The following is a 25,288-nucleotide window of genomic DNA, read 5'->3' on the forward strand; positions in this document are numbered from 1 at the left end:
TTGAATCCCCTTTCGGGGTTGGAGAGGTCGGTTTGCCTCTCCGGTGAGGTATGGTTGCCTCAATCTCCCTTTCGGGGTAAGGTTCGCTCCCTTGAATGTTTAGTGAGCTTGTTAGGCTGAAAGCACTGGTTTGACCCCACCCGGGCCTGTTTAACTCTCAGCGATAGAGCGGAAAACTAGCGTCGCATTTTCCGGTATCGTGACTCAAAAAACGTAGGTCTGATCCTGTCCCTGGTAAGGTTTGGGCTTTCGGTTCAATCCCGCTCACAGAGCCGAACTGTCTTGAAAGCCCCCGCTTTTAAGCGTGGGGTTCCTTACTTTTACATACTCCCGTCGGCCCTAGACTGCAAGAGCCGATCGCCAAACCGCCAAAATCAAAATTTTGTGATTAGGTAATTGATAATGCGTAATTGGCAATTGGTCAAGGCCGTCATCCCTAACTCGCATTCAATAGAGCCAATTACACATTATCGTCTCAAGAACCGGAGTTTGATCGCAAATCGCCGATCAGTTCCGCAAGTTGGTCGCTATTAGCTTTGTAAACCTCGTTGCAGAAATGGCACGTAGCCTCAGCCCCCCCATCTTTTTCAATCATGTCTTGGAGTTCAGCTTCGCCAAACATTTTCAGAGCTCCCAAAACTCGATCAAACGAACAGCCACAGTGAAAGCGCACCATCTGAGTTTCCGGGAAAATTTCCAGGCCCATATCTCCCAGTAACTCTTCGAGAATCTGGTGCAGCGTTTTACCCGATCGCAGCAGTGGCGTAAAGCCCGACAGTGCAGCAACTCTAGATTCTAAAGTTTGCACCAATTTTTCGTCCGTTGCCGCCTTCGGCAGAACCTGCAACAGCACACCCCCAGACGCTTGTACCCCGCCCGCCCCCACAAACACCCCCAAAACCAGAGCCGAAGGCGTTTGCTCCGAGGTTGCCAAATAATGAGTCAGATCGTCACCAATTTCGCCGGAAACCAATTCTACCGTACTTGAATAAGGGAAGCCATATCCAACGTCCCGCACCACGTACAAATAACCATCACCTATTGCCCCGCCAACATCGAGTTTGCCTTTAGCATTGGGCGGCAATTCCACTTCGGGATTGTCCACATAACCTCGAACTGTTCCATCGAGTCCCGCATCAATCAGAAGCCCGCCCAGGGGCCCATCTCCTTTGATGCGAATGTTGACTCTTGATTGGGGCCGCTTCATGCTGGAGGCGAGTAACAGCCCCGCCGACATCGTGCGTCCGAGGGCTGCTGTAGCGACGTAGGAGAGCTTGTGTCGCTGTCTTGCTTCTTCGGTGAGGCGGGTGGAAATAACCGCTACGGCGCGAATTCCGCCATCTGCGGCTGTAGCGTGAATTAATTGATCGGCCATGAAAAACCTTACTTTTCTCTTTTGATACTTCTTTAAACTATTTTAGAAGTTCTTGAAGGTTGCCGCAGCAGGTAGCAGCAGTTGACTCGGCGGGCCTGGGAGTGCGATCGAACTTCCGAACTCGCCTTTTTTTTCTATTTAATCTTGATGAACTGACTATTTATTAACAAATACTCTGCGGTTTTTTTTAAGTCAAATATTTATTGAATCCGCCCAAAGTAACGAGCGCAATTGTTTGACAAAAGCCAGCTTTTACTTAGTTATTTTATAACAAATAACAACTAATGACTAAAGCTTATCTTGCCGCTAACCAGACGATTACCAAACCTTTACCTTTGCCGGTTAGAGTCAGAGGCGTAGGTCTCAGACAAATGTTTTTTAGCTGGAAATAAGCGATATGCCACCAACATCCAAAGCACTTTTAGCGGAAATCCAGCATAACACAGGAGCGAGCCGAAACTTGCATTTTTATGCCAAGGGCGAAACCATTCCTATGATGTCGCATGGCCTTTGGCGAGTCTGTCAAGGTTTAGCACAACTGAGTACGCTTTATCCAAACGGGGAAGAAGGACTTTTGGGCTGGGTTGGGCCTTCGATGTGCTTCGGTTTGTGGTTGACAAACTTGCAGACTTACCGAGCTACGGCGACATCAGATATTTATTTGATGTGGTATTCTATGGTGGAAATCGAAGCTTCTCCTCAATTGGCTCACGAGTTGCTGCCTCAAATGGTACGGCGGCTGCGGCAAATGGAAGCAATTTTAGCGATCGCCGGACAGCGACGAGTAGATGACCGTTTGTATCAGCTACTGCTATTATTGCAACAGGAATTCGGTCAGCCTGTGGTTGAGGGAACTCGTTTGAATATCCGCTTGACACATCAAGATATTGCTAATGCGATTTGCACAACGCGGGTAACAGTAACTCGAATGCTGGGAAAATTGCAGCAGCAAGGGTTAATCAGTCGAGATGGCGATCGGCATTTAATTCTTAACAAAGATGTTTTTGCGTCCACGTCTGATTTGTTTGGCTGCAACCCTCAAGCAGTGTAGCAAGCGCCGAAAAAAATCTTATTCTGCTTCGCCAATCAGCGTAAACGCCGCCCAATCTTGCGGAGTTGGGTGCATCTTCATTGTCATCAGCATCGCTTGCCGCAAAGCTTGAGCTTTATTTGGGTTTTTCTGTAATTGGCGATAGAATTCTGCCATTAATTCCGCTGTCGCAGCATCGGGCACTAACCACAGAGAAACGATAATACTAGAAACTCCAGCACTAATTAAAGCACGAGATAACCCAAGCACACCATCACCTGTGAGTTTTCCTCTGCCAGTATTGCAAGCACTTAAAACGACTAATTCAGCATTTAATTTTAAATCCAAGATTTCGCTCGAAGTCAGCAATCCGTCATCATTTCCGGATGGAGCAAGGGCGATCGCTCCCGGTAAATCTCGCCTCTTCACTTCATTGAGTAATCCGTGAGTTGCCAGATGAATAATTCGGGCTTTTAGCATCTGTTGAACAATCGATGCTTTAGTGGCTTGAGAGCCTGTAATCGGTTTAGTATTCAGAAGTTGGGCAATTGTAATTGCTTCCCGTTCGCTGCCAGGTAAAGGAGCTAATTGGCGCGGCGGGGTGCCAATTTTGGGCATAATTGGATTGCCTACAACTAAGTTATTCTGTAGAGAAAGTTGTCGGACTTTTTGTCGTGATTGGTGGGTGAACTGTAAAATTTGAATGGCGGGAGCGGTGAGGATGGTATGTTTTTCAATCAGATATTGACCTGTCGGATCTTGTAAGGCGACAAAGGGAACTAAAAACAGGGATTTATGGGGAATGAAGATGACAGGAGCATTCGGGTCAGTAGGTAAAAGATCGGCAATGGGTTGAATCAGTAGTTGATAACTTTGCTGTAATTTGGGGTAGATTATCCGAGAATTAGCAGGGGTAGAAGCAGGGGGATTAGCCGCTTGTTTATTGGTAGTGTCCCCCGCCGATACACCCAGAGCCTCGCGAGTGCCGCGAATCATCTCAGCTAAGGCTGTATCTTGCTCGTTTAATCCTCTCGTCCCCAGAGCAGCAGATACTCTTGTCTGTTCGGTGGCTTCGGGTAGATTGATGTTAAGAGATTTGAGGTCAACTGAGCGAAAGGTAATTTCACCAGTCGGCTTGATGACCCAAATATAAAGGGCTTGATTCCCAATAGTTGAATACTCGACGAGGGTAGCGTTTTGCTCTTTAGCGATTTGTTGAATTTGCTGAATATTGGGGGGGTTGATAGTAGTTGGGACAGATGCAGATGCGGCAAGGCGAGATGCCAATAACTCCACAAAAGCTCTGGCTCTACCCCGCTCGGCAATTTCTAAAGCGTCATTAGTTTTTTTCTGAGCAATGAAGACTTGTTGTAAAGTGACGTAGGGGTTAGTTTGGGTTTCAAATATTGACACTTTATTGGCATCGTCTAATCCAGCACGGAGAGATTCCGAAACTTTAATACTATCAAGTAGGGTTTTCTCTGCTGCTGGGAGATTGCCAGATTTGGAGAGAGTAAGTCCCAGATTTCCCAGAGCTGTCCCCTCGCTTTCGCGGTCTTTAATTTCTCGGGCGATCGCCAACTGCTGCTGTTGGTACTCGATGGCTTTGGCGTAGTCGCCGAGGGAATCGTAAGCATTTCCCAGATTTCCCAGCGCCGCCCCCTCGCTTCGGCGGTCTTTTATTTCTCGCGCGATCGCCAACTGCTGCTGAGCGTACTCGATCGCTTTGGCGTAGTCGCCGAGGTTAGTGTAAGCAATTCCCAGATTTCCCAGAGCCACCCCTTCACCTTGGCGGTTTTTAATTTCTCGCGTTATCGCCAACTGCTGCTGAGCGTACTCGATGGCTTTGGCGTAGTCGCCGAGGTTACTGTAAGCAGTTCCCAGACTTCCCAGAGCCGCCCCCTCGTTTTGGCGGTTTTTAATTTCTCGGGCGATCGCCAATTGCTGCTGAGCGTACTCGATGGCTTTGGCGTAGTCGCCGAGGTAAAGGTAAGCAATTCCCAAACTTCCCAGAGCCCCCCCCTCGCTTCGGCGGTCTTTAATTTCTCGGGCGATTGCCAACACCTGCTGAGTGTACTCGATGGCTTTGGCGTAGTCGCCGAGGTTACTGTAAGCATTTCCCAGAGTTCCTAGAGCTTTCCCCTCGCTTTGGCGGTCTTTAATTTCTCGCGCGATCGCTAACAACTGCTGAGTGTACTCGATGGCTTTGGCGTAGTCGCCGAGGTTACTGTAAGCAATTCCCAGATTTCCCAGAGCCGCCCCTTCACCTTGGCGGTTTTTAATTTCTCGCGCGATCGCCAACAACTGCTGGTGGTACTCGATCGCTTTGGCGTAGTCGCCGAGGTTAGTGTAAGCAATTCCCAGATTTCCCAGAGCCACCCCTTCACCTTGGCGATCTTTAATTTCTCGCGCGATCGCCAACAACTGCTGAGCGTAGTCGATCGCTTTGGCGTAGTCGCCGAGGTTACGGTAAGCAATTCCCAGATTTCCCAGAGCCGCCGCCTCGCTTTGGCGGTTTTTAATTTCTCGCGCGATCGCTAACAACTGCTGAGCGTACTCGATCGCTTTGGCGTAGTCGCCGAGGGAAAAGTAAGCAAGTCCCAAACTTCCCAGAGCCGCCCCCTCGCTTTGGCGGTCTTTTATTTCTCTATAAATTATTAGTGCCTGTTGCCAAGACTGCAATGCAGCTTGAAATTGACTAATCTTATACTGCTGAACCCCTTGATAGAACAGTCGCTCTGCTTCAGCTTTCCGCTGAGCTTGAGTTTGAGCCAAGGCCTGAGAATTGATGATTTTAAATTGAGAATTACCGATAAACCGAAACTCACCTGTAGTCAGCGCAGCTAAGATTGAGATGAGTCCCGACAATCCAATTTTTTGCAGTTTCATAACTTTTGACAGGCCTCTGGTTTGAATATCCGCTTGACACATCAAGATATTGCTCATGCGATTTGCACGACGCGGTTCTGTTGACTGTTGACTGTTGGCTGTTGGCTGTTGGCTGTTGACTGTTGACTGTTGACCGCAAGATAGCGACATCTACCTGGAAGGAAGAGGATTGGAGTAATGAATAGTCTTCTTTTAATTTCTTCCGATCGCGGTTCCGGCTTTAAACCAATTCTTTCTGGTAACAGTAACGCGAATGCTGGGAAAATTGCAGCAGCAAGGGTTAATCGTTCGAGATCACCATCTCGGCATTTAATTCTTAACAAAGGTGTTTTTTGCGTCCGCCTCGGATTTGTTTGGCTGCAACCCTCCAGCAGTATACCAAGCGACAGCCATTTGCATCTACATAATGCTGTCTAATATTAAAGCCCAAATCGAATAGCATCAGAATTGTCTGTCTTGATTTTCCTCCCCCTATCTACAGCAACACATTTGTAGCCGGAAAAGATATCATGAAGCGGTGCATCTATTTAGGAAAAAACTCAATGGCTAACTCAACTCCAGAAACACCGCAACCCGACAAAAAAGAATTAGCTAACATCACAGCTAAACCTCAAGAACAACAAGAAGAACCGCCAAATAAGGGTGACGGGCGGAAATAGTCGATCGACTTTCATCTCTGACGATATAAATCTCGAATTGCCTTAAGATCGCCGACTTCTTTTTTTCTCAAAATCAGTGTTCTTCCCTACAATACCGGTTCCTATAAATTGGTATTCTGCCAGTAGTTTTTAAGTAATAAACAAACCCGATTTTTTCCAAAAACCGGGTTTGTTTGCTATTGACAAATTATTCGGTTTGTGTATTGCCGTTGTTCGATCGCAAGTTCGGCTTTCCCGGCTTTCCACGGAGGCCGTTTAAAGAAACCACATCAGCCTCAGAACTCTCCCTCGCCACCCGAATCAGCAACCCCGACAACAACAAACTTGCCAACATCGAAGAACCCCCGTAACTAAAAAACGGCAGGGGCAAACCCGTAGTCGGCAAAACCCCCGTCGCCACCCCAATATTCAGCAGCGACTGTCCCACCATCACCACCATCACCCCAATCGCCACCAACTGACTCTCAATATTTCGAGCCTTCATCGCTACCCTCAAAGCCACAGTAGAGTAAGCCGCCAACATCAGCAACAGCGAGAAACCTCCCACCAAACCAAACTCCTCAGCAAACACAGCAAAAATAAAATCGCTGTACTGAATCGGCAAATAAAATAACTTTTGCTGCGACATCCCCAAACCCACACCCCAAATGCCCCCTGAACCGACAGCCAGGAGACTTTGAATCAACTGATAGCCGTCTTGCATCGGATCAGCCCAAGGATTGAGGAAAGACATAATCCGGCGGCGCTGATATTCCCTCAAACTAATACTTAAAACGGCTAAAAGCATTCCCCCCATAGCCGTTGCGCCCAACTGCAAGTAAGGCAATCCCGCCGCCAAAGCCACCAACCACAAAGTCATCCCGCACAAAGCCGTGGTACTTAAGTTCGGTTGCAACAAAATTCCCAACAGCATTGCACCGAAAATTAACAGCCAAGTTAAGCGAACTTTATTCGTCAACCGGGACCAGTTGCCGAAAATGCGGGCGCTTTGGAGAACAAAAAACGGCTTAATCAACTCAGAAGGTTGAATAATCGGCACCGGGCCAAGAGATATCCAGCGAGTCGCCCCGTTGACGGTGGTTCCCACTCCCGGAATTAAGGTCAACCACAGCAATCCCAGCAGCAATAAAACGCCTAACTGAGCTGTTTTAAGCAGATACCGCAGGGGGGAGTACACCATCAAGTTAAAACCTGCCAGCCCGATCGCCACTGCGATTAGCTGTCGTTTAAAATAATAAAGGCCGTCTCCAAATTCATAATTTGCAATGGGATAGGAAGCCGAAAACAATGCTGTCAGCCCGACAAACAGCCACAGAAAAGTCAGCCACCTCAGCCACCGGGCCTCAGCGGCCCATTGAGAGGCGCTGGGGTCAAAAAAGGGAATCAAGCGTCGAATGTCATTAGCCATATGATTTTAGAATGATCTCAATAAACTCTAACAAAGATGGCTAAAGTACCAGATTGGTTAATTTACGCATTAATCTGCTCGCTGTTATATGGTTTGTGGGGATTTTTTGGCAATTTAGCGACTAAATATATTGACTACAAAACTGCTTTTGTTTATGAAGCAGTTGGCGCTATTTTAACGACTTTATTTATTGTTTTCCACACTAATAATTTTAGTTTTGAGGGAGATATTAGGGGAATTTTGTTTGCCATGTTAGTTGGCGTTTGTGGCACGGTGGCATCATTAGTATTTTTTATAGCCCTTGGCAAAGGTGAAGTTGCCAATGTAGTGAGTGTTACGTCTATCTACCCGCTGATTACTATATTATTATCGTCTTTATTCTTGAAAGAGGCTATTACATTACCACAAATGCTTGCTGTTTTGTTAGCGATAATCGCAGTTATACTTTCTGCTTATTGAAATATTTGTCAATGATGAGATTAAAAACGCTGGACATTATTCCTTATGCTATAACTATAACAAACAAAAAAGAGGTCGATCGCGACCTCTTACCCCTCTACTAATCCAGCTTCGGCTCTTAAAGTAAACCTGTATTAGCACCGGGCTTACCGGTAGCCAGTTGCACTTTAATAATTCTGCCGCCCATTTTCATAATTCTTTGCTGTTCCCGGAACCAGTTGTCGTAAGGAACGAGCTTAGTAAAATAGGTATTTTGCAATTCGCGCTGAGTGCGGATGCGAGTTTGACTTGGGACGCAAGCAGTCACCTTAAACATTCTCATGGGAAACTAACTCCTGAGTAGGTTTACAGATTATTAGATGGATTTTTTAAAGATTGAAGGCAGGGAGTTAGGAGTCAAAACTAGCTCGTTAAAACTCGTCGGGCTTTCTCGGCAAGCCTTTGACGGTCTAGCAATCACTCTCAACTTCCCTGACCTCTTTTCAAAGTCAAAGGTAACAAGTCCAAAGTAAAAAGTAAAAAGTTAAAAGAGGCAAGAAATAAATCTTCTTCCTTCTTCCGACTTCCATCGGACTGAAATCTGTTACATCCGTTACATTCGTTACATCCGTTACAGAATCCGTTGCCGAACTTCCTTCTTCCTTCTTTCTTCTTCCTGAGTGTTAGCTCAAGCCAGAGCAGATGTAGTCGAAATAGACGCCCATTTCTTTACCAGCGTCAGAACCGACCAAACCGGCGGTGACTTCTTTCATTGCTTGGATTGCTTGTACGGTAGAACCGATGGGCACGCCCAAGGAGTTGTAGGTTTCTTTCAAACCGTTGAGCACGCGCTCATCGAGGATGGAAGGGTCGCCAGCTAGCATAGCGTAGGTGGCATAGCGCAGGTAGTAGTCCAAGTCGCGGATGCAAGCTGCATAACGACGAGTGGTGTACATATTGCCGCCGGGACGAGTTACGTCAGAGTACAACAGAGACTTAGCAACTGCTTCTTTGACGATTGTGGCTGCATTAGCGCTGATGGCGGTAGCGGCGCGGACGCGCAGTTCGCCAGAAGCAAAGTAGTTCTTGAGCTTGTCTAGAGCGCTGATGTCGAGGTACTTACCTTGAACGTCAGAGGAATTGATAACGGCGGTAATTGCGTCTTGCATGGTTGTCTTGTTTCCTTGAAAGTGGCTGAGTCAGTCCAATTTTGGAGCGAGAATTTGAGATTTGGGATTGGGGATTTAAGATTTTTAAGTGGCTGGTTATTTGCAAAAGCTTTTAACTTGTTGCCGGCAACCCCCAATTTTTCAATCTAAAATCGAAAACCTAAAATCGAAATTCCTTACTGCATCGCACCGATAACGTAGTCGAAGTAAGAGGAAGCTTCGGAAGCGTCTTCTCCAGACAGCAGCGAACTTGCTGCATTTTTCATAGCGCGAACGCCTTCGGCGACGGCTTCAATCGGGGTGCCGAGAGATTTGTACATTTCGCGGACGCCGACAATACCGATTTCTTCGATCGGAGTAATGTCGCCAGCTACGATTCCGTAGGTAATCAAACGCAGGTAGTAGTCCATGTCGCGCAAGCAAGTTGCGGTCATTTCTTCGCCGTAAGCGTTGCCGCCGGGAGAAACAATATCAGGGCGCTTTTGGAAAAGTTGGTCGCCGGCTTGCTTGACGATACGTTCGCGGGATTCGCTCAAAATTTGGGCGATGCGGACGCGGCGTTCACCAGAGGTGACGAAGCTCTTGATCCGATCTAATTCACCTGGGCTCAAGTAGCGAGCTTCGGCGTCTGCGTTGACGATTGATTTGGTGACGATACTCATCTTGTGTGTACCCGCTGGATATTTTGCTATACGAACTGCTCCGCGCTGAGCTAGCGACGGCGGGCGCTTTCATCCCGTACCTTTCATGCTCAAGGAGGAGCTTTGACGGGGAAGACCGGACTTGCCTTTTTTGCCAGCAACTGTTGAAGTTGTTGGCGGGCGTCTGCCTTCGGTGTTTGACGGCGCTGGTTCTTCACGCCGGTGCGCTTGTGAGTGCCCGCACTAAGCCTGTCGCTTACAATACCACAAATGACTGATGCGATCTTTAATCTACGATCGAGATTGCAGCAGGCCACTTAGTGGCGATCGAGTGACTATCGGGCAGTTAGTAAGGATATTGCTCCTCTGACACAACTACCTCTCGCAAGTATTTTGAGGCATTATGTTCACATTCTGAGTGTTACTGTAATAGTTTGTAACATTCCTTTTCATATTTGGGCCCTCGCTAGGGTGTTCTGCGTTAAAATTTCACAGTTAAAAAATTGCTAAAATTATTTTGTAGCAAGGGTTACAGGCTATCTATTCTGCGCGAGGCATTTGGGGCGGGCGACGGAGCGAGGATCAAAGACTTTTCCCTGAGAGGGAGACAAGCGGGAGATGGGGGAGACAGGCGGGAGAGAGGTGGGGAGAGGTGCGATCGTCTCACATCTTGCACCATTCTGAATAAGTCTGGGACTGGCGGGATCTCCTGGCCAACCCCTACTACCCACAAGAACACTCACTCTTTGTGTTTGTGCAACAGGTCAGAAAGCCTGTTATCGATCATGGTGCAAGATATCAGAATCATCGGAAATCGTAACTTTCGAGCTTGTAGCTAGATTTGACTCTCACTTTTAATCTGGTGCGCCGTGAAAAGAAATCTATCAGCCCTTAAAAAAGCTTTGCAGTTTGGGATTAGCGGTGCTGTCGGCGGTTTCGTCGGCAATCTAATCACCGAACCTTTCATGCAGCGACTCACTGGTTCGGCATCTTTTTCTGACAGTGTATTCTCCACAGCTCGATGGTTTGGGTTAGTAGGCGGTGGCATTGCTACTGCTATCATGTTCGGCTATTATTACTATATCAAAGGCAAGCCTCAAATTAAACAGGCTTTAAAAAATGGCGGATTGTTTGGTTTAATTGCGGGGGCCATTTCTGGGGCGATCGCCGAAGGTATTTATAGCGGGATTGGCGACGGAGAAAACGAATTATTGCGAGTAATTTGCTGGGGAATAGCTGGCAGTTTGTTAGGACTGGGACTTGCACAGCGGATTCCCAACTTAGGAGCGCTTCGCGGCACGGGAGGCGGCGGTGTTGGGGGTGTGTTGGGCGGCTGTTTGTTTATTATGTTTGCTTACAATTTATCCGGTACTGCGGGCCGTTTAGCTGGCTGTGCTGCGATCGGTTTTTGGATTGGCATCATGTTGGTTGTAGCTGAAACTTTGTTCAACAAAGCTTGGCTAGTAATTAGTTACGATACCGGAGCAAATCGCACTCTCACTCTGGGCTCGGAACCGGTGACTTTTGGCAGTGATGAAAATTTGTCTATTATCTGCATTCCTAATGTTTCGCCCTTAGCGATGCGGTTTCAATTAGAAGCAGGTCAAATTGTTTGCGAGAATGTTGATAGCGGGGCGGTGAGTTATTTGCGATCGGGCGACCAAAAGAAAATCGGCAACTGTACAATTACAGTAGGAAACTCTGACTTGCCAGCCCCAACACCGGCAAATATTCCACCTACCTTTATATCAGATCAGCCCGCAGTAAATTCTTTTACCAGCAGCCAATTTTCTCTGAAATTAGGCAGTCGAGTTATTCCTCTGAGTGCGGGAACTCAACTATTCACCTCTGACATACCGAGTTTAACAGCCGCAGCATCTAACGGTCTTGTAGCTATAGTCACTTCTCGATCGAGAAACGAGCTTTCGTTAGGATTGACCAATTTGTGCGATCGCGCTTGGTGGGCTACAGACATTCAAGGAGATATAAAAATGGTAGAACCTGAAACTACCCTGACTTTGGCCTTGGGAACTAAAATCGAATTCGGTGAAATTGACGGTGAGATTGTGTAAGTAAGCGAGTACAAACTGAGATATTGCACCATTGTCAATAAGTCTTTCATGGGCGGGCAGGATGCCCACCCCACAAGAAAATTTCCTCTTTGTGGAACGGGCATCTTGCCCGTTATTAACGGGATCTCCGGCCCACCCATAAGAAAATTTACTTTTTGTGGAACGGGCATCTTGCCCGTTATTAACAATAATTCAAGCAGAACTGCCACTAACTCCAGTAATTACCGCCGCACCAATCAAATGAGCTAAACGCAAAGCTTCAGGAACTTTCCCAGTATCTGTCAAACACTGAAGCACCAGCGCAATTACTTCGGGTTTTTCGCCGCAAACTTGAAAAAAGAAAGGTTCAAAAGCGTGGATTTTCCCAGCGCGACGCAACAATTCTAAACGGTATTCCGAGTCTGGCAAATGGCCGAGGGCTTTTTCAATAGCAGCTAAATCTGGTTGGCGACGCATGACAGCAACGCAAGGAATTTGCAGCCGCGATGCTAACTCGGGAAGGTCAATAATATTGAAGCCACCGAAAGCAATTCCGTCTAGCAAAACGAGATGCAATTGCGGCAGAAATTTGCCTCCGAGAAGTAGCCCAGAAATAGCATCCGTGGCATCTAATCCGTCTGGGAGGACTTGTCCCCACACCATTCCTTCAAATCGAGTTCCCCCGCAGACTATGCCCGCGATCGACACCATGCTGCCGCTTGTACGAGAAAACGGAGCGTCATCAAAGCCAATAACCTTAATTGTGCGATCGAGCCTCAGCAAATCTGCCAGTTTCAAAATATGGAGTTCCCTAAACTAAAGTTTTTGAGATTAATTTGACTTTTACATACTATCATAGACGTTAGACCTCTTGCCTAAATTTTTGATTGATAAATCAACCGCAGATGCAAGGCATATCAACACAGATCAACGCAGATAATTTCATGATTGGAAAGCTGGGGAATGCAAGAGGTCTGTTAAAGACATCATAACAAAAAAGGTTTTAGACAATTGTTAAAAAAATACGTAGCAGCGATCGACCAAGGAACCACCAGCACCAGATTTATCGTATTCGATCGCCTGGGACAGATAATTTGCAGCAACCAACAAGAGCACCAGCAGATTTATCCACAACCGGGATGGGTTGAACACAATCCTGATGAAATTTGGCAGCGCACCCAAAGCGTGATTAAAAATGCCCTCGAAATCGGCAATATCGACCCCAAAGATATTGCTGCCCTCGGCATTACCAACCAGCGCGAAACTACAATTGTTTGGGACAGAAAAACTGGCAAACCTTACGGAAATGCGATTGTTTGGCAAGATACCCGCACTCGCTTTCTGTGCGATAATTTAGCGGAAATTGAGGGCAAAAATCGATTTCGAGAACGATGCGGTTTGCCGCTAGCAACTTATTTTAGCGGGCCGAAAATCAAGTGGATGCTGGACAATATTGCAGGATTGCGGGAAGCGGCAATTCGAGGTGATGCGATTTTTGGCAATGTCGATGCTTTTCTAATTTGGCACCTGACAGGCGGCGCGCACGTTACCGATGTTACCAATGCCAGCCGCACAATGTTGATGGATTTGCAAACCCTCGATTGGGATGCTGAAACTTTGGCAATAATGGGAATTCCCCGCCAGATGCTGCCAGAAATTCGCCCTTCGAGTCACATTTTTGGTACTGCAAAAGGATTGTTAGATGGTGTTCCAATTGCTGCTGCTTTGGGCGATCAGCAGGCGGCTCTGGTTGGGCAAACTTGTTTCAATGTTGGGGAGGCGAAAAATACTTACGGTACGGGCTGTTTTATGCTGCTGAATACTGGTGAGGCGATCGTCCCTTCAAAGCAAGGATTACTAACAACAGTTGCCTACAAGATGGGGGAATCGCCCGCTGTGTATGCTCTCGAAGGCAGTATTGCGATCGCCGGAGCATTAGTGCAGTGGCTGCGGGACAATTTGGGCATCATCAACACATCTGCGGAAGTAGAAACATTAGCAAATACAGTCGAAGATAGCGGCGGAGTTTACATTGTGCCGGCTTTTTCTGGACTCTACGCGCCCTATTGGAAAGACAGCGCGCGGGGAGTAATTGCAGGTTTAACTCGCTACGTGACTAAGGCACACATTGCCCGCGCAGTATTGGAAGCGACAGCGTGGCAAACGCGGGAAGTATTGGATGCAATGAATCAGGATTCTGGTGTGCAGCTTTTGTCTTTAAAAGTAGACGGTGGGATGGTGGGAAATCACACGCTGATGCAGTTTCAGAGCGATGTTTTGGGAGTGCCTGTGGTGCGGCCTGTGGTAGCGGAAACTACTGCACTGGGGGCGGCTTATGCGGCTGGTTTGGCGGTGGGTTTTTGGAGTAAACTAGCAGAATTGCGGGATAATTGGGCGGTGGATTGTACTTGGGAACCCGAAATGCCGATCGCACTTCGCGAGCAAAAATATCGCTTTTGGAAAAAAGCAGTTTCCCGCACCTTCGATTGGGAAGAATGAATATAAAGCCTTTAGGGGCGGGCTAGGAGCAGCGCCCCACAAGTAGATTAAAAATTCACTCTTTGTGGAACAGGCATCTTGCCTGTTCCGGCTATGTATTTAGTGATATCATCAAGTCAACCACTATTTTTCAACCTGCCAATAGATGATTTCGCTAAATAACTTTAAAAAAATCCTCGCCGCCGTTTTATTAATACTGATGCTAACATTTGTAGAAATCGCCACTACTTCCCAAATGGCGATCGCAGATACAGCCACAAATCCCGCAACCGCAGCCGAAGTATTCAGCACCAACTGTGCCGGCTGTCACATCAACGGCGGCAACATTATCAGGCGCGGCAAAAACTTGAAACAAAAAGCCTTAAAAAAATACGGCATGGATTCCATCGCCAATATTTCCAACCTAGTAACCAACGGTAAAGGAATTATGCCCGCTTACAAAGATCGTTTGTCAGAACAACAAATTATCGATGTTTCAGCCTACGTGCTATCCCAAGCCGAAACCGATTGGAAATAGAACCTCGGTAGATTATTTATAGCTTAGGCAATCTTGCCACAGACATCAGATATTTCTTGATCGCAGGTTGAAGCGCGAACAGAGTTTCACTTTCGGCTTGGACTGTTTCAATTAGCGATCGCCTTAAAAGCGATTCCAGCGCCCTCAGCAATTCTGAACCTTGCTCTTGCTGAATATCTGAGTAGAAATTTTCAATATCAACAGGTTTGACTTCTTTCGCCATAGAGTATAATAGTTCGATTTCTAATGCTGATAAGCGATTAAACTGCCGAGATAACGTATCGCTATAATCTCCCAGAAACAGCCCATTTCTTAAAAAATTAGCAATGCTGCCGCCAAACATATCCTTAATAGTTGTTGTTACTATTTTTAACGCCAAAGGATTGCCGCTGTAGGTCTCTATCAGTTCCGAGTATTCACCTTCTTCAGACAAACCCTTGTTTTTAAGGATTTCCACAGCCGCCTCTCCCAAACCTCCCAATTTTAATGACCGTACAGATTGATTATCACCTTCTAACGCTGCAATTTCTTTAGGTTTTTCGCAGCTAGTCAACAGCAAGCAACTTTGATGCTGCGATTTTCCTACTTGTTTCAGAAATTCCCCATATACTTGATATCCTTCTCGATAATTTCCTGTTAACTGCTGAGTGCTGAAAATAGCTTCCCACTCATCTAAGATTATTAGGCAGCGACGCTTTTGTAAACACTGAATCAGCCGCTGGATACCATCAGCGATGATTGTCGGTTCTATTCCATTGGTGGAAGCGATTAGGTGATCCAGGGAAATTTCAAGCTGCGATATCGCAGCTTGAAAAATCTTTTTATCCTGAGTAATTAACTGCAATTTATTTAAATCGTTTGGCGGTTGATCTGATAAAAATTCGATTAAATTTACCAGAGTATCTGCCAACAGAGGTGCATGACTGAGGTTGAGCCAAATCAAGCACTCAAACTGGTGTTTAATCATATCTGTTAGCTTAGATGCTAAAGCAGTTTTGCCAATGCCCCCCATACCCAATATAGTAACTAAGCGACAGTTTTCATGTAAAATCCATTGCTCTAAGTTAGCAAGTTCTGTTGTACGCCCGTAGAAAATAGACGTATCCACCGCCAGCCCCCATTCAGTTCGATTTTCGATGCGAGTTTGGGTATAATTTATGAATTTAGAATGGAACGTTTCTCCATGAATCTTTTGTTTATAACCAAATATTTCTAGCATAGTTGGGATTTCTTTCCAGTCTTTCGGGTGTTGCAGCGTCAAAACTTCTATGTAGCGATACAGCCCTCTCGATAAGTCTACTCTAATACCCGCACAGTCGCGATGGAGTGCGGCGGCAATTTCCGGCGGACTATAATTGCAAAGCAATCCTCGCAGGTAAGTTTTTTCTAAAGGAGTGAGTCGCTGCTTTCCACTGCTAGCGTACTCTTGCTTGGCTGCTGTCAAGTCTGCATATAACTGTTCGAGATTCCACCAAGCCGCAGCCTCTATAAACTTTGGTTCTGGTATTTGTAAGGGTTTATTTGGAGGTGTCATGTATATTCACAAGCAGAAGCACACTCATAATTATTTATGATTTTACCAGATTAAGGATCTAACTTATTAAGTATTTTTACTGGCTTGTGAGGATATTTTAGATACGTTATAAAATTTATTGTAAATAAAGCCTATCCCTGTGTTGGTGTACTTCTCACAAAAATACCTAATAAAAATACTAATAGCTGTTAGGTAACTTATCAGTCTTGAGTATTTTATAAATGTAGAGAGCAGGATTTTATAACTCCTGCTATCAGAAAAGTTAAGAGGACAGTTTAAATGGCATCAGTTCAACTGACAAATCGGCTAACTGCAACAGACAACAATCTCTTTACTCCCAACCAGAACGATGCTGCTGGTGCAACAACTCCCTTTAAAGATTACATCTTAGAAGTACAGTTAGTTAATCAGCCAATATCAATCAATCTTTTTAAAGATCTGAGCGCTAGCTACGACCCTTACGTGGAAGTCTTTCAGATACCCAAAGGCAGCAAGGGTGCGAATCTCGATCAGACGGGTACTTTTGTGGCTCGGAATGATGATGAGATCCCCACCGTCATCCTGAACTCAAAAATACCGAGTCCTAGTACCGACTACTTCAATGGTGCTTCTGACCCGCTTACAAGTGTGCCTGGTGTGGACTATTTACTCCGCGTGACTAGCTTTAGTGCGTTAACATCAACTCCTCAGCCTTTCACATTACAGGTTTCAACTCCCAATGGCAATGTCGCCTTGAAAGACCCCGTAACAGGTGGGACTTTAGATGCAGCAGGCAACATCATCCGGGGCCTTCCCGGTGACCCTCTAACAGGCGATCTTCCCGTCCGGCGTTTCTTTGACAAGCAGGCAGGATCGCATTTTTATACCACAGACCCGTCAGAGAAAGCTGACCGACTAAACAACCCTGCTCGTTACCAGAGTGAAGGCGATGACTTTATCGCTCCAGCCAACGGTAACGCAAAGGTTCAACGCTTCTTCAATACCGCATCAGGAACCTATTTCTATACGAATAAACCTACTGACATACAGTTTATTCGCGACAACTTACCCCAGTTTCGTGCTGAGGGGGAGGTTTTCAATTCATATAACACGGCAGTTTCGGGTGCAATACCCGTCTATCGTTTTACCAACCTGTCGAGGGAACGGGAAAATTCGCAAAATATTACACACTTTTTCACCTCAAGCCAAGCGGATCGGCGGGATGTACAGATGAGGTCAGATTTCCGGGATGAGGGCGTTGCTTTTTATGCTCTTCCCCCCGCTTAAGCAGGCAGTGGGATTATAGGTTTAAAATGAGTAGTAGGGTGCGCCGCACGCACCCTACTTTTTTATCTATCAAACTTCTGGGTAACAAGCGATATTTTGGTCGTCCTATGAACAATCTCAGTGCAAAACCTTCTTTTTTCAAGGCTTTAACAATCATTAGCTTGTGCTTGTATCTAACCTTAACTCTCAGCGCGCCCGCTTTGGCTTCGATTCACAAATATCCAGAAACTGCCAAAACAGTAATGTTTCGTTCCGTACAAAGCCTGCGCGATACTGATGACAAAGCGTGGCAAGTGGTTTTGTACAAGCGAGTAAAGTCGGGAGTAGTAAACTCTTTTAATCTGAGATTGGTAGGGTTTCCCGGAACAGAATTGCAGCACCCTGTGCCGCTGAATGTGGCTGCGGGAAGTCGCGCAATGGGCATGGCTAATGATATTTGGAGCGAGTCGGATTTGCCGATTAATGTCGGAGAATACGATTTTAAATCAATCATTACACAAGTCGAAAGTAATCAGCCTTTGCGGTTGAACTTGCCTGTGAAAGGTGAAAAAAAAGCTGCGTTGCTGGTTCCTCCTTTTGCTGTCAGAGAATGGCGGCTGTTGTTAGAGAGAAACTAAATATACTAATTTAAGCGCACTCTACATTTAAAATCGATACAATTTCCAATGTCACAAATCATTAGGTTTAAATTATGCCTTAAGGTAGATTTAACCTACTTGAAGAATAATACAGGAGGGCAAAAACTAAATAGATCAATTTAATCGCACTATACATTTAAAATCGCTCAAGTTTCAGGGATGTATTAAAAATAACTTTATTTACATAGACCTTAAGGTAGATTTAACCTATTTGAAGGGTAATTATGAAACAAACTAAAATCTGAGTTAGTCGGTTGACAAGACTCCAGTGTTTTAACGTGCGCGTCTTCAGGGTGAATCTAGTATGACTTTAATCAGTAAAATTGTCCGAAAAGCTTTGGCAACAGGTTACTTAACGGTTGAGGCTGAAGAACAGTTGCGACAGCAGTTGCAGATGACTAAGTACGGTTTAGAAGATTTTGAGGCTTTTATTAATTTGCAAAAAGAGGTGATGGAAGGTAGGGTGAAGCAGCAAGCTTTGGAATTGTTGCGATCGCGCAAATGTTCTGCCACGGCTTGAATCCCGTTCGATCGCGCTTTTGGATAGAATAAGGTCGATCGGCCTTCCTATGTCGATCGGCCTTTCGGGCGCGTGCTCTCGGGCCCACCCCACAAGAAAATTCACTCTTTGTGGAACAGCCCGGAAAGCCTGTTCATAAAAAATCCCCACAAATCTGTTCTCAAACTAACAATTAGAAAAGATTATGTACATTTTACCTTGACAAAACTCCAATAATCCGCAATAATAGTAGATTGTCTGTCTAAATCCGGCTCGGATCAGGTTAAGACATTCCAAAAGCTGGAGAGCAGTCAGCCGTCAAAAGTCCACAACGACCAATGACCAATGACTCATCAGCTACCTGTACGGCAATCTCAACAACCATCCCATGACTTACGCAATCATTGAAACCGGCGGCAAACAATTTCGAGTAGAACCAGGCCGCTTCTACGACATCGAACTGCTTCACGTTGAAGCGGAATCCAAAGTCACCATTGACAAAGTATTTCTGATCCAGCACGAAGACGACGTTCACATCGGCCAGCCTTTACTAGAAAATGCGACTGTAGAAGGAACCGTGCTCCGGCATTTCCGGGGCCGCAAAGTCCTCGTCTACAAGATGAAGCCGAAAAAGAAAACTCGGAAGAAAAAAGGACACCGCCAAGAAACAACTCGGTTTATGATTGACTCTATTACAGTCAATGGTGTTGTTTTGGCAGCGAGAGACTTAACTCAAGAAGTTGTTGAAGCTCCCCAAACTGGCGAAATTGAATCAGAATAAACAATAAGTAAATAAAGTTGAGGACATTATGGCCCATAAGAAAGGTACAGGCAGCACACGTAACGGACGCGATTCTAATTCCCAGCGTCTGGGTGTCAAAAAGTACGGCGGTCAAGTTGTCAGAGCTGGCAACATTTTGATTCGTCAACGCGGGACGAAGGTTCACCCTGGTAATAATGTCGGTATCGGCAGAGATGATACTTTGTTTGCCATGATTGATGGTGTTGTGACTTTTGAAAGAAAGGGCAAAACTCGCAAGAAACTTAGCGTTTATCCTGTGGTTGCAACTGTGGTTGCACCTGTGGCTGAAGCTGTCGCAGTTTAATTTTATGCGTTCCTGGGTTTTGCCTGGGAACGCATAAAATTGGGCGGTTTCAACCGCCGTTTTATCTAACCTCCTCCGACAATTGTGACAACTTCTAGGATGTCGCCCTCTTGTATTTGTGTGGTTTCCCAAAATTGTTTGTGCAGGATTTCGCCGTTGTACTCCACAGCTATTAAGCGCGGGTTTAATCCTAGCTGTTCTAGTAATTTTGGTAACGGTGTGTCGATCGCACAATTGCGTTTTTCTCCGTTAACTTGCAGCGCAATTTGATTTGTCATCATTCAAATATTATCAGTTTTTAGAGCTGCCTCGGTACAAAAATTATATTTCAATACGCTTGAAATGAAAAGACTCGCCGGTTTCAACCGCCAGAAAGTCAGACAAAACCCGAACTCAGACGGGTTATATCGGTATACGAAACCCGCCCGAAAAATCGCTAATCAACTGAGCCAATAAACCTAGCTTTTCCGTGCAAAGCTTTCTGAGCTTTCAGATTCTGCATCCGAATCAACTGCGAGATGAAAAACTGCGTGACTAAAGTAGGTTGTTCTGCTTCCATAATCGATCGTACTGCGGCAACCCTTTGAGCTCCGGCATTCAATACTTCATCGAGGTTGTTGATATCAATTGAGCCGATCGCAAACCACGGAATCGGCGACTTATCAGCAGCATACCGCACATAGTCCAAACCCGCCGCCTGTTTATCAGGTTTAGTAGGAGTGGAGTAAACCGGCCCAACTCCAATATAGTCGGCTCCCGCATCAACAGCTCGCTGCATTTCCTCGCCATTCGTAGTCGAACAACCGATGATGCGTCCCGGGCCGAGCAACTTGCGCGCTTCCGCCACAGGCAAATCTCCCTGTCCTAAGTGTACGCCGTCGGCATCCGCTGCGATCGCAAAATCCACGCGATCGTTGACAATCAGCAAAGCATCGTAGCGGTGACAAAGTTCGCACAACTGGCGCGCGTTAGCCAACTTTACGCCGTCGTCTGAGCTTTTGTCGCGGTACTGCACCAAAGTCAGTCCGCCTTGCAAAGCAGCTTCCACCACTCCCATCAAGTTGTCTCTCGGCGAAGTTACAAGGTATAACTGCGATCGAAGTAACTGCTGGTAGCGCCGGTAAGCCAGCAAATTGCTTTCGAGAGTATAAACCCGATAGCGCATCTGCTTAAAAGCCGCGCCCATATTCTGATCGTAAATTTTGCCATACTCTTCAAGTACCCGCAGAGCTTCTTCCACCCGACAGAAATTCGCCTCCAGTAGCTGCTGAATGCTCGAACGCTGCTCTTCCTGCGGGTGAGTCAACTCCGTACCCGGATCAGCCGGCGTATCCCTAGCACTTCGCAATTCAGCGACGTGCCAAGCAGCCAATTCCTGGCGCAGTTGCTTGCACTCTCCAGCCAAATCGGCGCTGTTAAGACCAAACCTGCACCATTCTTCAATAATTCTCAACCCTTCGCGCGATCGATCTAAATTTGCATCTAAAATCCGACAGAGGGCTGGCTGTGCCGGTAAAGTTCTGTTTTGTTTATCGGTCATCAGAAGCACCTTAGTTATAGTTAATCCCACCCGTCAAACCGCTACATTGTCCCACGCCGTCAAGATTGTGGCAAAGCAGGCGGCTTAATTTTGGCATAAACCAATGTAAATTAGACAATAATTTTTTAAGTTTTATTGAATTTGATGAAAAAAAAGCATAATAGATCAAACTTGATGAGAGTGGAATCGTTAAACTGCATACCACACTTCGGAGGAGAGCCGTGAGGTTAGCAGAACAACACAAAAGATTAACAGAAGAAAACCCCAGCAGGCGGGTGAAATCAAAGTTCGATCGCAAAAACCGGACACCGAACTCGGGAAGCGGAACTCGGATCGCAAATCAGTGGGGTTTATTTATGCTCCTAAATTCTCAATATAGCGAGTGCAAAGAAAAAAAATCGCAAAAATTTTGTTTGAGTTCTTGCCTTCTACTCGTCTTTGCGATGACCGCTCTTTGCAACCATCAACCGTCAGTTATCGCTGCCGGGATACCCGGAGTGCAGCTACTTTCTCAGACGCCGCAGAGCGACATTAACATACTCTACGTCAGCTCGACTGGTGGCAGCGACACGGGGGGCAACGGCAGCGATCAAGCTCCGTTTAAAACCCTTACCTACGCTTTAAGCGTGGCCCCGCCCAAAACAGCGATTTTGCTAGCACCCGGTACTTACAGCGAGCAAACCGGCGAAAAATTTCCATTAATGTTAAGGCCCAGCGTGACAGTTCAGGGAAATCCCAACACTCGCGGTCAGAATATTGTCATCAAAGGCGGAGGATACTTTATCAGTCCGACTTCGGCGGGTCAAAATATTGCGATTTTAGGCGCAGATGGGGCGGGACTCAGCGGGGTGACGGTGACGAATACCAACTATCGCGGTTACGCTTTGTGGATCGAATCGAGTTCTCCGACGGTTGTCAACAATACTTTTTCTGGCAGCACTCACGACGGCATTTCGGTAGTGGGTACTTCCAGGCCGACGATTGGCGGGAATGTTTTCTCGAAAAATGGAGCTAACGGCATTACTATTTTTGGCAGTTCCCAGCCGGAAGTTCGAGATAATGTGTTTGAAAACACGGGATTTGGGGTGAATGTAGCGCAGAACGCGAAGCCTCTGCTCATCGGTAACAAAATTACTCGCAATAAAGATGGCGTGGTGGTGCAAGCTGATGCTAGACCTGTGCTGCGTAACAATTATATCGAGAGTAATCGGCGGGACGGAATTGTGGCGATATCGAGATCTCTGCCGGATTTGGGAACTGCTGCCGAACCGGGGGGCAATGTTATTCGCAACAACGGTCAGTACGATGTGAACAATGCGGCCAAAGGTCAAGTAATCCCAGCTTACGGCAATCAATTGTTGAGCAGCCGGACTACGGGATCGGTTGATGTGGCGGGAACTTTTACCCCTGGGGCAATGGGGGAAAGTGCTTTGCAGCTAACGATTGATCGACCTCCCAGCATCGGTGGCCCAGACACTTCTCTCCCTGCTTACACTCCCGGGCGGCTAAGTCCCAGAGTTCAAAGAGCGCCACTGCCCCCACCGGCGCCAGTTTCCAGGCAACCGGTGCAAAATCGACCCGCACCGCGAAGCGCTCAGTTGCAGCAAGAGCTTTCTCCGAGGACTGCCGCTGCTTCAGCGGTAGTCCCAGGGGTCATCGCAATTCCCGTGCCCGATCCGAATTCTCGATCGGTTTCGGAAATTTCGGTACAGCAACCAATGATTTCTCCCAATTTTGATAGTTCGAGTTCGGTTTCTTCCGAGGGTAGATTGCCGGTTCCGGGCCGCAACATTCCGATCGGAAGGGGCGGCTATGTACCTGCTGCTTTAGGGGGGAATTCTTTGCCCGATGCCACGGATAATTCGCCGTCATTCGATCGAGCTTCCGCTTTGGGTTTGCGCTATCGAGTTGTGGTGGATACTGACAGGCCGGGCGATCGACAAAAAATGCAAGCCCTGGTTCCGGGTGCTTTTCGCTCTTTTTCCAGCGGGCGACCTGTGATGCAAGCCGGTGCTTTTCGGGAACGCGAAAAAGCTGAGGAATTGCTACAAATGCTCAGCGCTAACGGTTGGAATGCTCGAATTGAAGATATCAAATGAAATGGTCATTAGTCATTAGTCCTTAGTCCTTAGTCATTAGTCCTTAGACCTCTTTCAAAAATAACTAGGACGGGCAAGATGCCCGTTCCAAAAGAAAAAATGTTTTTTGTGGAACGGGCATCTTGCCCGTTCCAAAATTTTATTAAAAGGACTTTTGCAAGAGGTCTATTAGTTTATCAACTGTCCACTATAGCAATCCTAAATCATTCAGATAAATTTGTAGGGGTAGTGCCCCCGTGCCTACCCCCTATCTATCGGGGCAACCACGGGGGGATTGCTACAATAATTACGCAAATCATTTAGGATTGCTATATCAACTATCAACTGTCAACAACAAAATTTTAGGGCCTAGCATATCGGATGCCAGACCCTAAAAACTTTGTAAATTAAGTTGATTCAAGTGGATTTTTAGCTATGCTGAGTTTCAGCAAACTACAACTAAGGTGGACTTTTTTGCAACTACTCTGCGGACGAGCTAGCTATCAGCGGAGTCTATTCAGACTTCTGTGTTTGACTGTTGTGCGATCGCAACTTTCAATTAATCCAATAGCCTCAAGCTATTTAACAAATCTCTATCGCAATGTCAACCTTTCTTTGCTAATAAGCTACACGGTTCAGGCGTTGCCTGCGAACTAGAGCCGATCGGGACAAATACTCTAATTCCAAATTTTTTATCCAAGTTTTTTGTGCTTCTTGGTTTTGCCCCTCATGTTTTTAAGTTAACACCAACTGCGCGCATAAAAACACTTTGTTTACCAAACTTGACACTTTTTGATGTGAAGAAATACTTCCAAAAGCGATTATTAACAATTTGTACGATCGCCCGATACCGCAACGTGCATAGCCGGCACTTTTCGCTTGCTGTCAACGCAGCAGAGCTTCCCAAGTTGCGCGGCCGACAATGCCGTCTGCTGGCAGTTGATATTGTCGCTGAGCCGCCTTGACAGCAGCTTGAGTTTCCGGGCCGAACACGCCGTCAGCACTCACCCGCAAAAATCCCTTGGCCCGCAGCCGCTCTTGCAAATCTCTGACTGCCACCCCCCGCATTCGTCTTCTCAAAACCGGAAAATTAGTTGGCTGCACTTGGGGGTTAATCTCTGAGTTATCGGCAGTTGCCGGAGCGTTGGCGATCGGGTTTTCGATCGCGCTCGGATCTGCTGGAAACAGCCGGTTCCAAGTATCTTGACCGACTATGGCGTCGGGAGCCAGGCCTGCTGCTTCCTGGAACTGAGACACAGCTCTAGCAGTGCTTTGCGAGAAAATCCCGTCTACAGTGTCAGCGTAAAAGCCCAATAATTTAAGAGCAGCTTGGAGTTCGCTCACTTCTGAGCCGCGGCTGCCCAATTTGAGCGTGGGGCGGACGATCGCACCTGTTTGAGCGATCGGGCTGTTGCTGTTACTCTGTTCGGAGGTAGGTAGCTGTGCAGCAGCAGGAGTAGGGGCGATCGATCCCATTACCAATAAACCGCACAAACTCCAGCCGAAGAGCAAACTCGGAACCTCGCGGGCTTCATTCCAGCTTGCTGTCAAGTTTTGGGACATTGGGAATTCGACCTCTGCAAAACTGGTAGCGATCGTACATCAAATCTGGAAAAATTGGGAATTTCGGCAACGAGCAATGTACGGGATGTAACGGATGGATGTTAAGCAAAGAAGTCAAGCGTGAAGTTCGGCAACGGATTGGCAAGGGCGAATTTAACTCACATCTTGCACCATTCTCTCTTAACAGGCTCTCCGGCCTGTTCCACAAAGAGTAGATTTTCTTGTGGAACGGGCATCTTGCCCGTTCATAAAAGGCTTATTGACAATGGTGCAACATCTCAGATTTAACGGATGGGTTTTGAGCGAACAAGTCAAGCGTGAAGATTTTCTCCCTCTTTCACTCTCCCCCTCTCCCCCTCTCCCCTTCTCCCCCTCTCCCCTTCTCCCA

At 46.7% G+C, this 25,288-nt stretch carries 23 protein-coding genes; 12 read left to right on the forward strand and 11 right to left on the reverse strand.

What is annotated here, in order from left to right:
- Positions 1-475: 475 nt before the first annotated feature.
- The gene (gene hslO / locus QUA44_RS13800; RefSeq protein WP_333251820.1) at positions 476-1,375 is read right to left on the reverse strand and encodes an Hsp33 family molecular chaperone HslO; all 900 of its coding nucleotides are present in this window, start codon (positions 1,373-1,375) and stop codon (positions 476-478) included.
- 397 nt (positions 1,376-1,772) lie between these two features.
- Between hslO and QUA44_RS13805 the strand changes: the two genes are divergently transcribed.
- Positions 1,773-2,426 carry a Crp/Fnr family transcriptional regulator gene (locus QUA44_RS13805; protein WP_333215617.1) on the forward strand — a complete coding sequence of 218 codons (654 nt, stop codon included), beginning with the start codon at positions 1,773-1,775 and terminating at the stop codon, positions 2,424-2,426.
- Positions 2,427-2,444: 18 nt separating this feature from the next.
- On the opposite strand, the gene QUA44_RS13810 is transcribed toward QUA44_RS13805, so the two are convergent.
- A complete protein-coding gene (locus tag QUA44_RS13810) occupies positions 2,445-5,444 on the reverse strand; it encodes a CHAT domain-containing tetratricopeptide repeat protein (protein WP_333251821.1) in 3,000 nt (999 codons plus the stop codon).
- Between the two features lie 27 nt (positions 5,445-5,471).
- Here QUA44_RS13810 and QUA44_RS30695 point away from each other — a divergent pair, with 27 nt between their 5' ends.
- Complete coding sequence (locus QUA44_RS30695) at positions 5,472-5,711, forward strand: hypothetical protein (protein WP_445243666.1); 240 nt, start codon at positions 5,472-5,474, stop codon at positions 5,709-5,711.
- A gap of 429 nt (positions 5,712-6,140) precedes the next feature.
- Here QUA44_RS30695 and QUA44_RS13820 read toward each other — a convergent pair whose 3' ends face one another.
- Positions 6,141-7,361 carry an FtsW/RodA/SpoVE family cell cycle protein gene (locus tag QUA44_RS13820; protein ID WP_333251822.1) on the reverse strand — a complete coding sequence of 407 codons (1,221 nt, stop codon included), beginning with the start codon at positions 7,359-7,361 and terminating at the stop codon, positions 6,141-6,143.
- A 36-nt stretch (positions 7,362-7,397) separates the two neighbouring features.
- On the opposite strand from QUA44_RS13820, the gene QUA44_RS13825 reads away from it, so the two are divergent.
- Positions 7,398-7,820 (forward strand): EamA family transporter, encoded by a 423-nt coding sequence (locus tag QUA44_RS13825; RefSeq protein ID WP_333251823.1) that lies wholly within the window; start codon positions 7,398-7,400, stop codon positions 7,818-7,820.
- A gap of 118 nt (positions 7,821-7,938) precedes the next feature.
- On the opposite strand, the gene QUA44_RS13830 is transcribed toward QUA44_RS13825, so the two are convergent.
- The 3 genes from QUA44_RS13830 to apcA all read right to left on the reverse strand — a co-directional run bounded on the left by QUA44_RS13830 (position 7,939) and on the right by apcA (position 9,630).
- Positions 7,939-8,142, reverse strand: coding sequence for a phycobilisome linker polypeptide (locus tag QUA44_RS13830; protein ID WP_006634929.1), 204 nt, complete (start codon positions 8,140-8,142; stop codon positions 7,939-7,941).
- 340 nt (positions 8,143-8,482) lie between these two features.
- A complete protein-coding gene (gene apcB / locus QUA44_RS13835; protein WP_006634930.1) occupies positions 8,483-8,968 on the reverse strand; it encodes an allophycocyanin subunit beta in 486 nt (161 codons plus the stop codon).
- Between the two features lie 176 nt (positions 8,969-9,144).
- On the reverse strand, positions 9,145-9,630 hold the full coding sequence (gene apcA / locus QUA44_RS13840; RefSeq protein WP_333036136.1) for an allophycocyanin subunit alpha: 486 nt from the start codon (positions 9,628-9,630) through the stop codon (positions 9,145-9,147).
- An 848-nt stretch (positions 9,631-10,478) separates the two neighbouring features.
- On the opposite strand from apcA, the gene QUA44_RS13845 reads away from it, so the two are divergent.
- The gene (locus QUA44_RS13845) at positions 10,479-11,681 is read left to right on the forward strand and encodes a hypothetical protein (protein WP_333251824.1); all 1,203 of its coding nucleotides are present in this window, start codon (positions 10,479-10,481) and stop codon (positions 11,679-11,681) included.
- A 192-nt stretch (positions 11,682-11,873) separates the two neighbouring features.
- Here QUA44_RS13845 and QUA44_RS13850 read toward each other — a convergent pair whose 3' ends face one another.
- Positions 11,874-12,458 (reverse strand): endonuclease dU, encoded by a 585-nt coding sequence (locus tag QUA44_RS13850; protein ID WP_333251825.1) that lies wholly within the window; start codon positions 12,456-12,458, stop codon positions 11,874-11,876.
- A 213-nt stretch (positions 12,459-12,671) separates the two neighbouring features.
- Between QUA44_RS13850 and glpK the strand changes: the two genes are divergently transcribed.
- Both glpK and QUA44_RS13860 read left to right on the forward strand, forming a co-directional pair.
- On the forward strand, positions 12,672-14,159 hold the full coding sequence (gene glpK / locus QUA44_RS13855; protein WP_333251826.1) for a glycerol kinase GlpK: 1,488 nt from the start codon (positions 12,672-12,674) through the stop codon (positions 14,157-14,159).
- A 145-nt stretch (positions 14,160-14,304) separates the two neighbouring features.
- Positions 14,305-14,676, forward strand: a complete 372-nt coding sequence (locus QUA44_RS13860) for a c-type cytochrome (protein ID WP_333251827.1) — start codon at positions 14,305-14,307, stop codon at positions 14,674-14,676.
- Positions 14,677-14,692: 16 nt separating this feature from the next.
- Here the strand turns inward: QUA44_RS13860 and QUA44_RS13865 are convergent, their stop codons facing one another.
- Positions 14,693-16,210, reverse strand: a complete 1,518-nt coding sequence (locus QUA44_RS13865; RefSeq protein ID WP_333251828.1) for an NB-ARC domain-containing protein — start codon at positions 16,208-16,210, stop codon at positions 14,693-14,695.
- A gap of 279 nt (positions 16,211-16,489) precedes the next feature.
- Here QUA44_RS13865 and QUA44_RS13870 point away from each other — a divergent pair, with 279 nt between their 5' ends.
- The 5 genes from QUA44_RS13870 to rpmA all read left to right on the forward strand — a co-directional run bounded on the left by QUA44_RS13870 (position 16,490) and on the right by rpmA (position 19,719).
- Positions 16,490-17,476 (forward strand): hypothetical protein, encoded by a 987-nt coding sequence (locus QUA44_RS13870; RefSeq protein ID WP_333251829.1) that lies wholly within the window; start codon positions 16,490-16,492, stop codon positions 17,474-17,476.
- A gap of 107 nt (positions 17,477-17,583) precedes the next feature.
- Positions 17,584-18,093, forward strand: coding sequence for a DUF3122 domain-containing protein (locus QUA44_RS13875; protein ID WP_333251830.1), 510 nt, complete (start codon positions 17,584-17,586; stop codon positions 18,091-18,093).
- A gap of 325 nt (positions 18,094-18,418) precedes the next feature.
- The gene (locus tag QUA44_RS13880; protein ID WP_015176895.1) at positions 18,419-18,634 is read left to right on the forward strand and encodes a hypothetical protein; all 216 of its coding nucleotides are present in this window, start codon (positions 18,419-18,421) and stop codon (positions 18,632-18,634) included.
- Positions 18,635-19,001: 367 nt separating this feature from the next.
- Complete coding sequence (gene rplU, locus QUA44_RS13885) at positions 19,002-19,394, forward strand: 50S ribosomal protein L21 (RefSeq protein ID WP_333251831.1); 393 nt, start codon at positions 19,002-19,004, stop codon at positions 19,392-19,394.
- Between the two features lie 28 nt (positions 19,395-19,422).
- Positions 19,423-19,719, forward strand: a complete 297-nt coding sequence (gene rpmA / locus QUA44_RS13890) for a 50S ribosomal protein L27 (RefSeq protein ID WP_106147021.1) — start codon at positions 19,423-19,425, stop codon at positions 19,717-19,719.
- Between the two features lie 65 nt (positions 19,720-19,784).
- Here rpmA and thiS read toward each other — a convergent pair whose 3' ends face one another.
- Entirely contained in the window at positions 19,785-19,997 is a 213-nt protein-coding gene (gene thiS, locus QUA44_RS13895) for a sulfur carrier protein ThiS (RefSeq protein WP_333251842.1), read from the reverse strand.
- A gap of 158 nt (positions 19,998-20,155) precedes the next feature.
- Positions 20,156-21,259 (reverse strand): thiamine phosphate synthase, encoded by a 1,104-nt coding sequence (locus QUA44_RS13900; RefSeq protein WP_333251832.1) that lies wholly within the window; start codon positions 21,257-21,259, stop codon positions 20,156-20,158.
- A 221-nt stretch (positions 21,260-21,480) separates the two neighbouring features.
- On the opposite strand from QUA44_RS13900, the gene QUA44_RS13905 reads away from it, so the two are divergent.
- A complete protein-coding gene (locus QUA44_RS13905) occupies positions 21,481-23,358 on the forward strand; it encodes a DUF1565 domain-containing protein (RefSeq protein ID WP_333251833.1) in 1,878 nt (625 codons plus the stop codon).
- Positions 23,359-24,222: 864 nt separating this feature from the next.
- On the opposite strand, the gene QUA44_RS13910 is transcribed toward QUA44_RS13905, so the two are convergent.
- Positions 24,223-24,900: a peptidoglycan-binding protein gene (locus QUA44_RS13910; RefSeq protein WP_333251834.1), complete on the reverse strand. Its 678-nt coding sequence runs from the start codon at positions 24,898-24,900 to the stop codon at positions 24,223-24,225.
- Positions 24,901-25,288: the final 388 nt, after the last annotated feature.

Origin of the sequence: Microcoleus sp. N9_A2 (assembly GCF_036701775.1) — a bacterium.
Taxonomy (GTDB): domain Bacteria; phylum Cyanobacteriota; class Cyanobacteriia; order Cyanobacteriales; family Microcoleaceae; genus Microcoleus.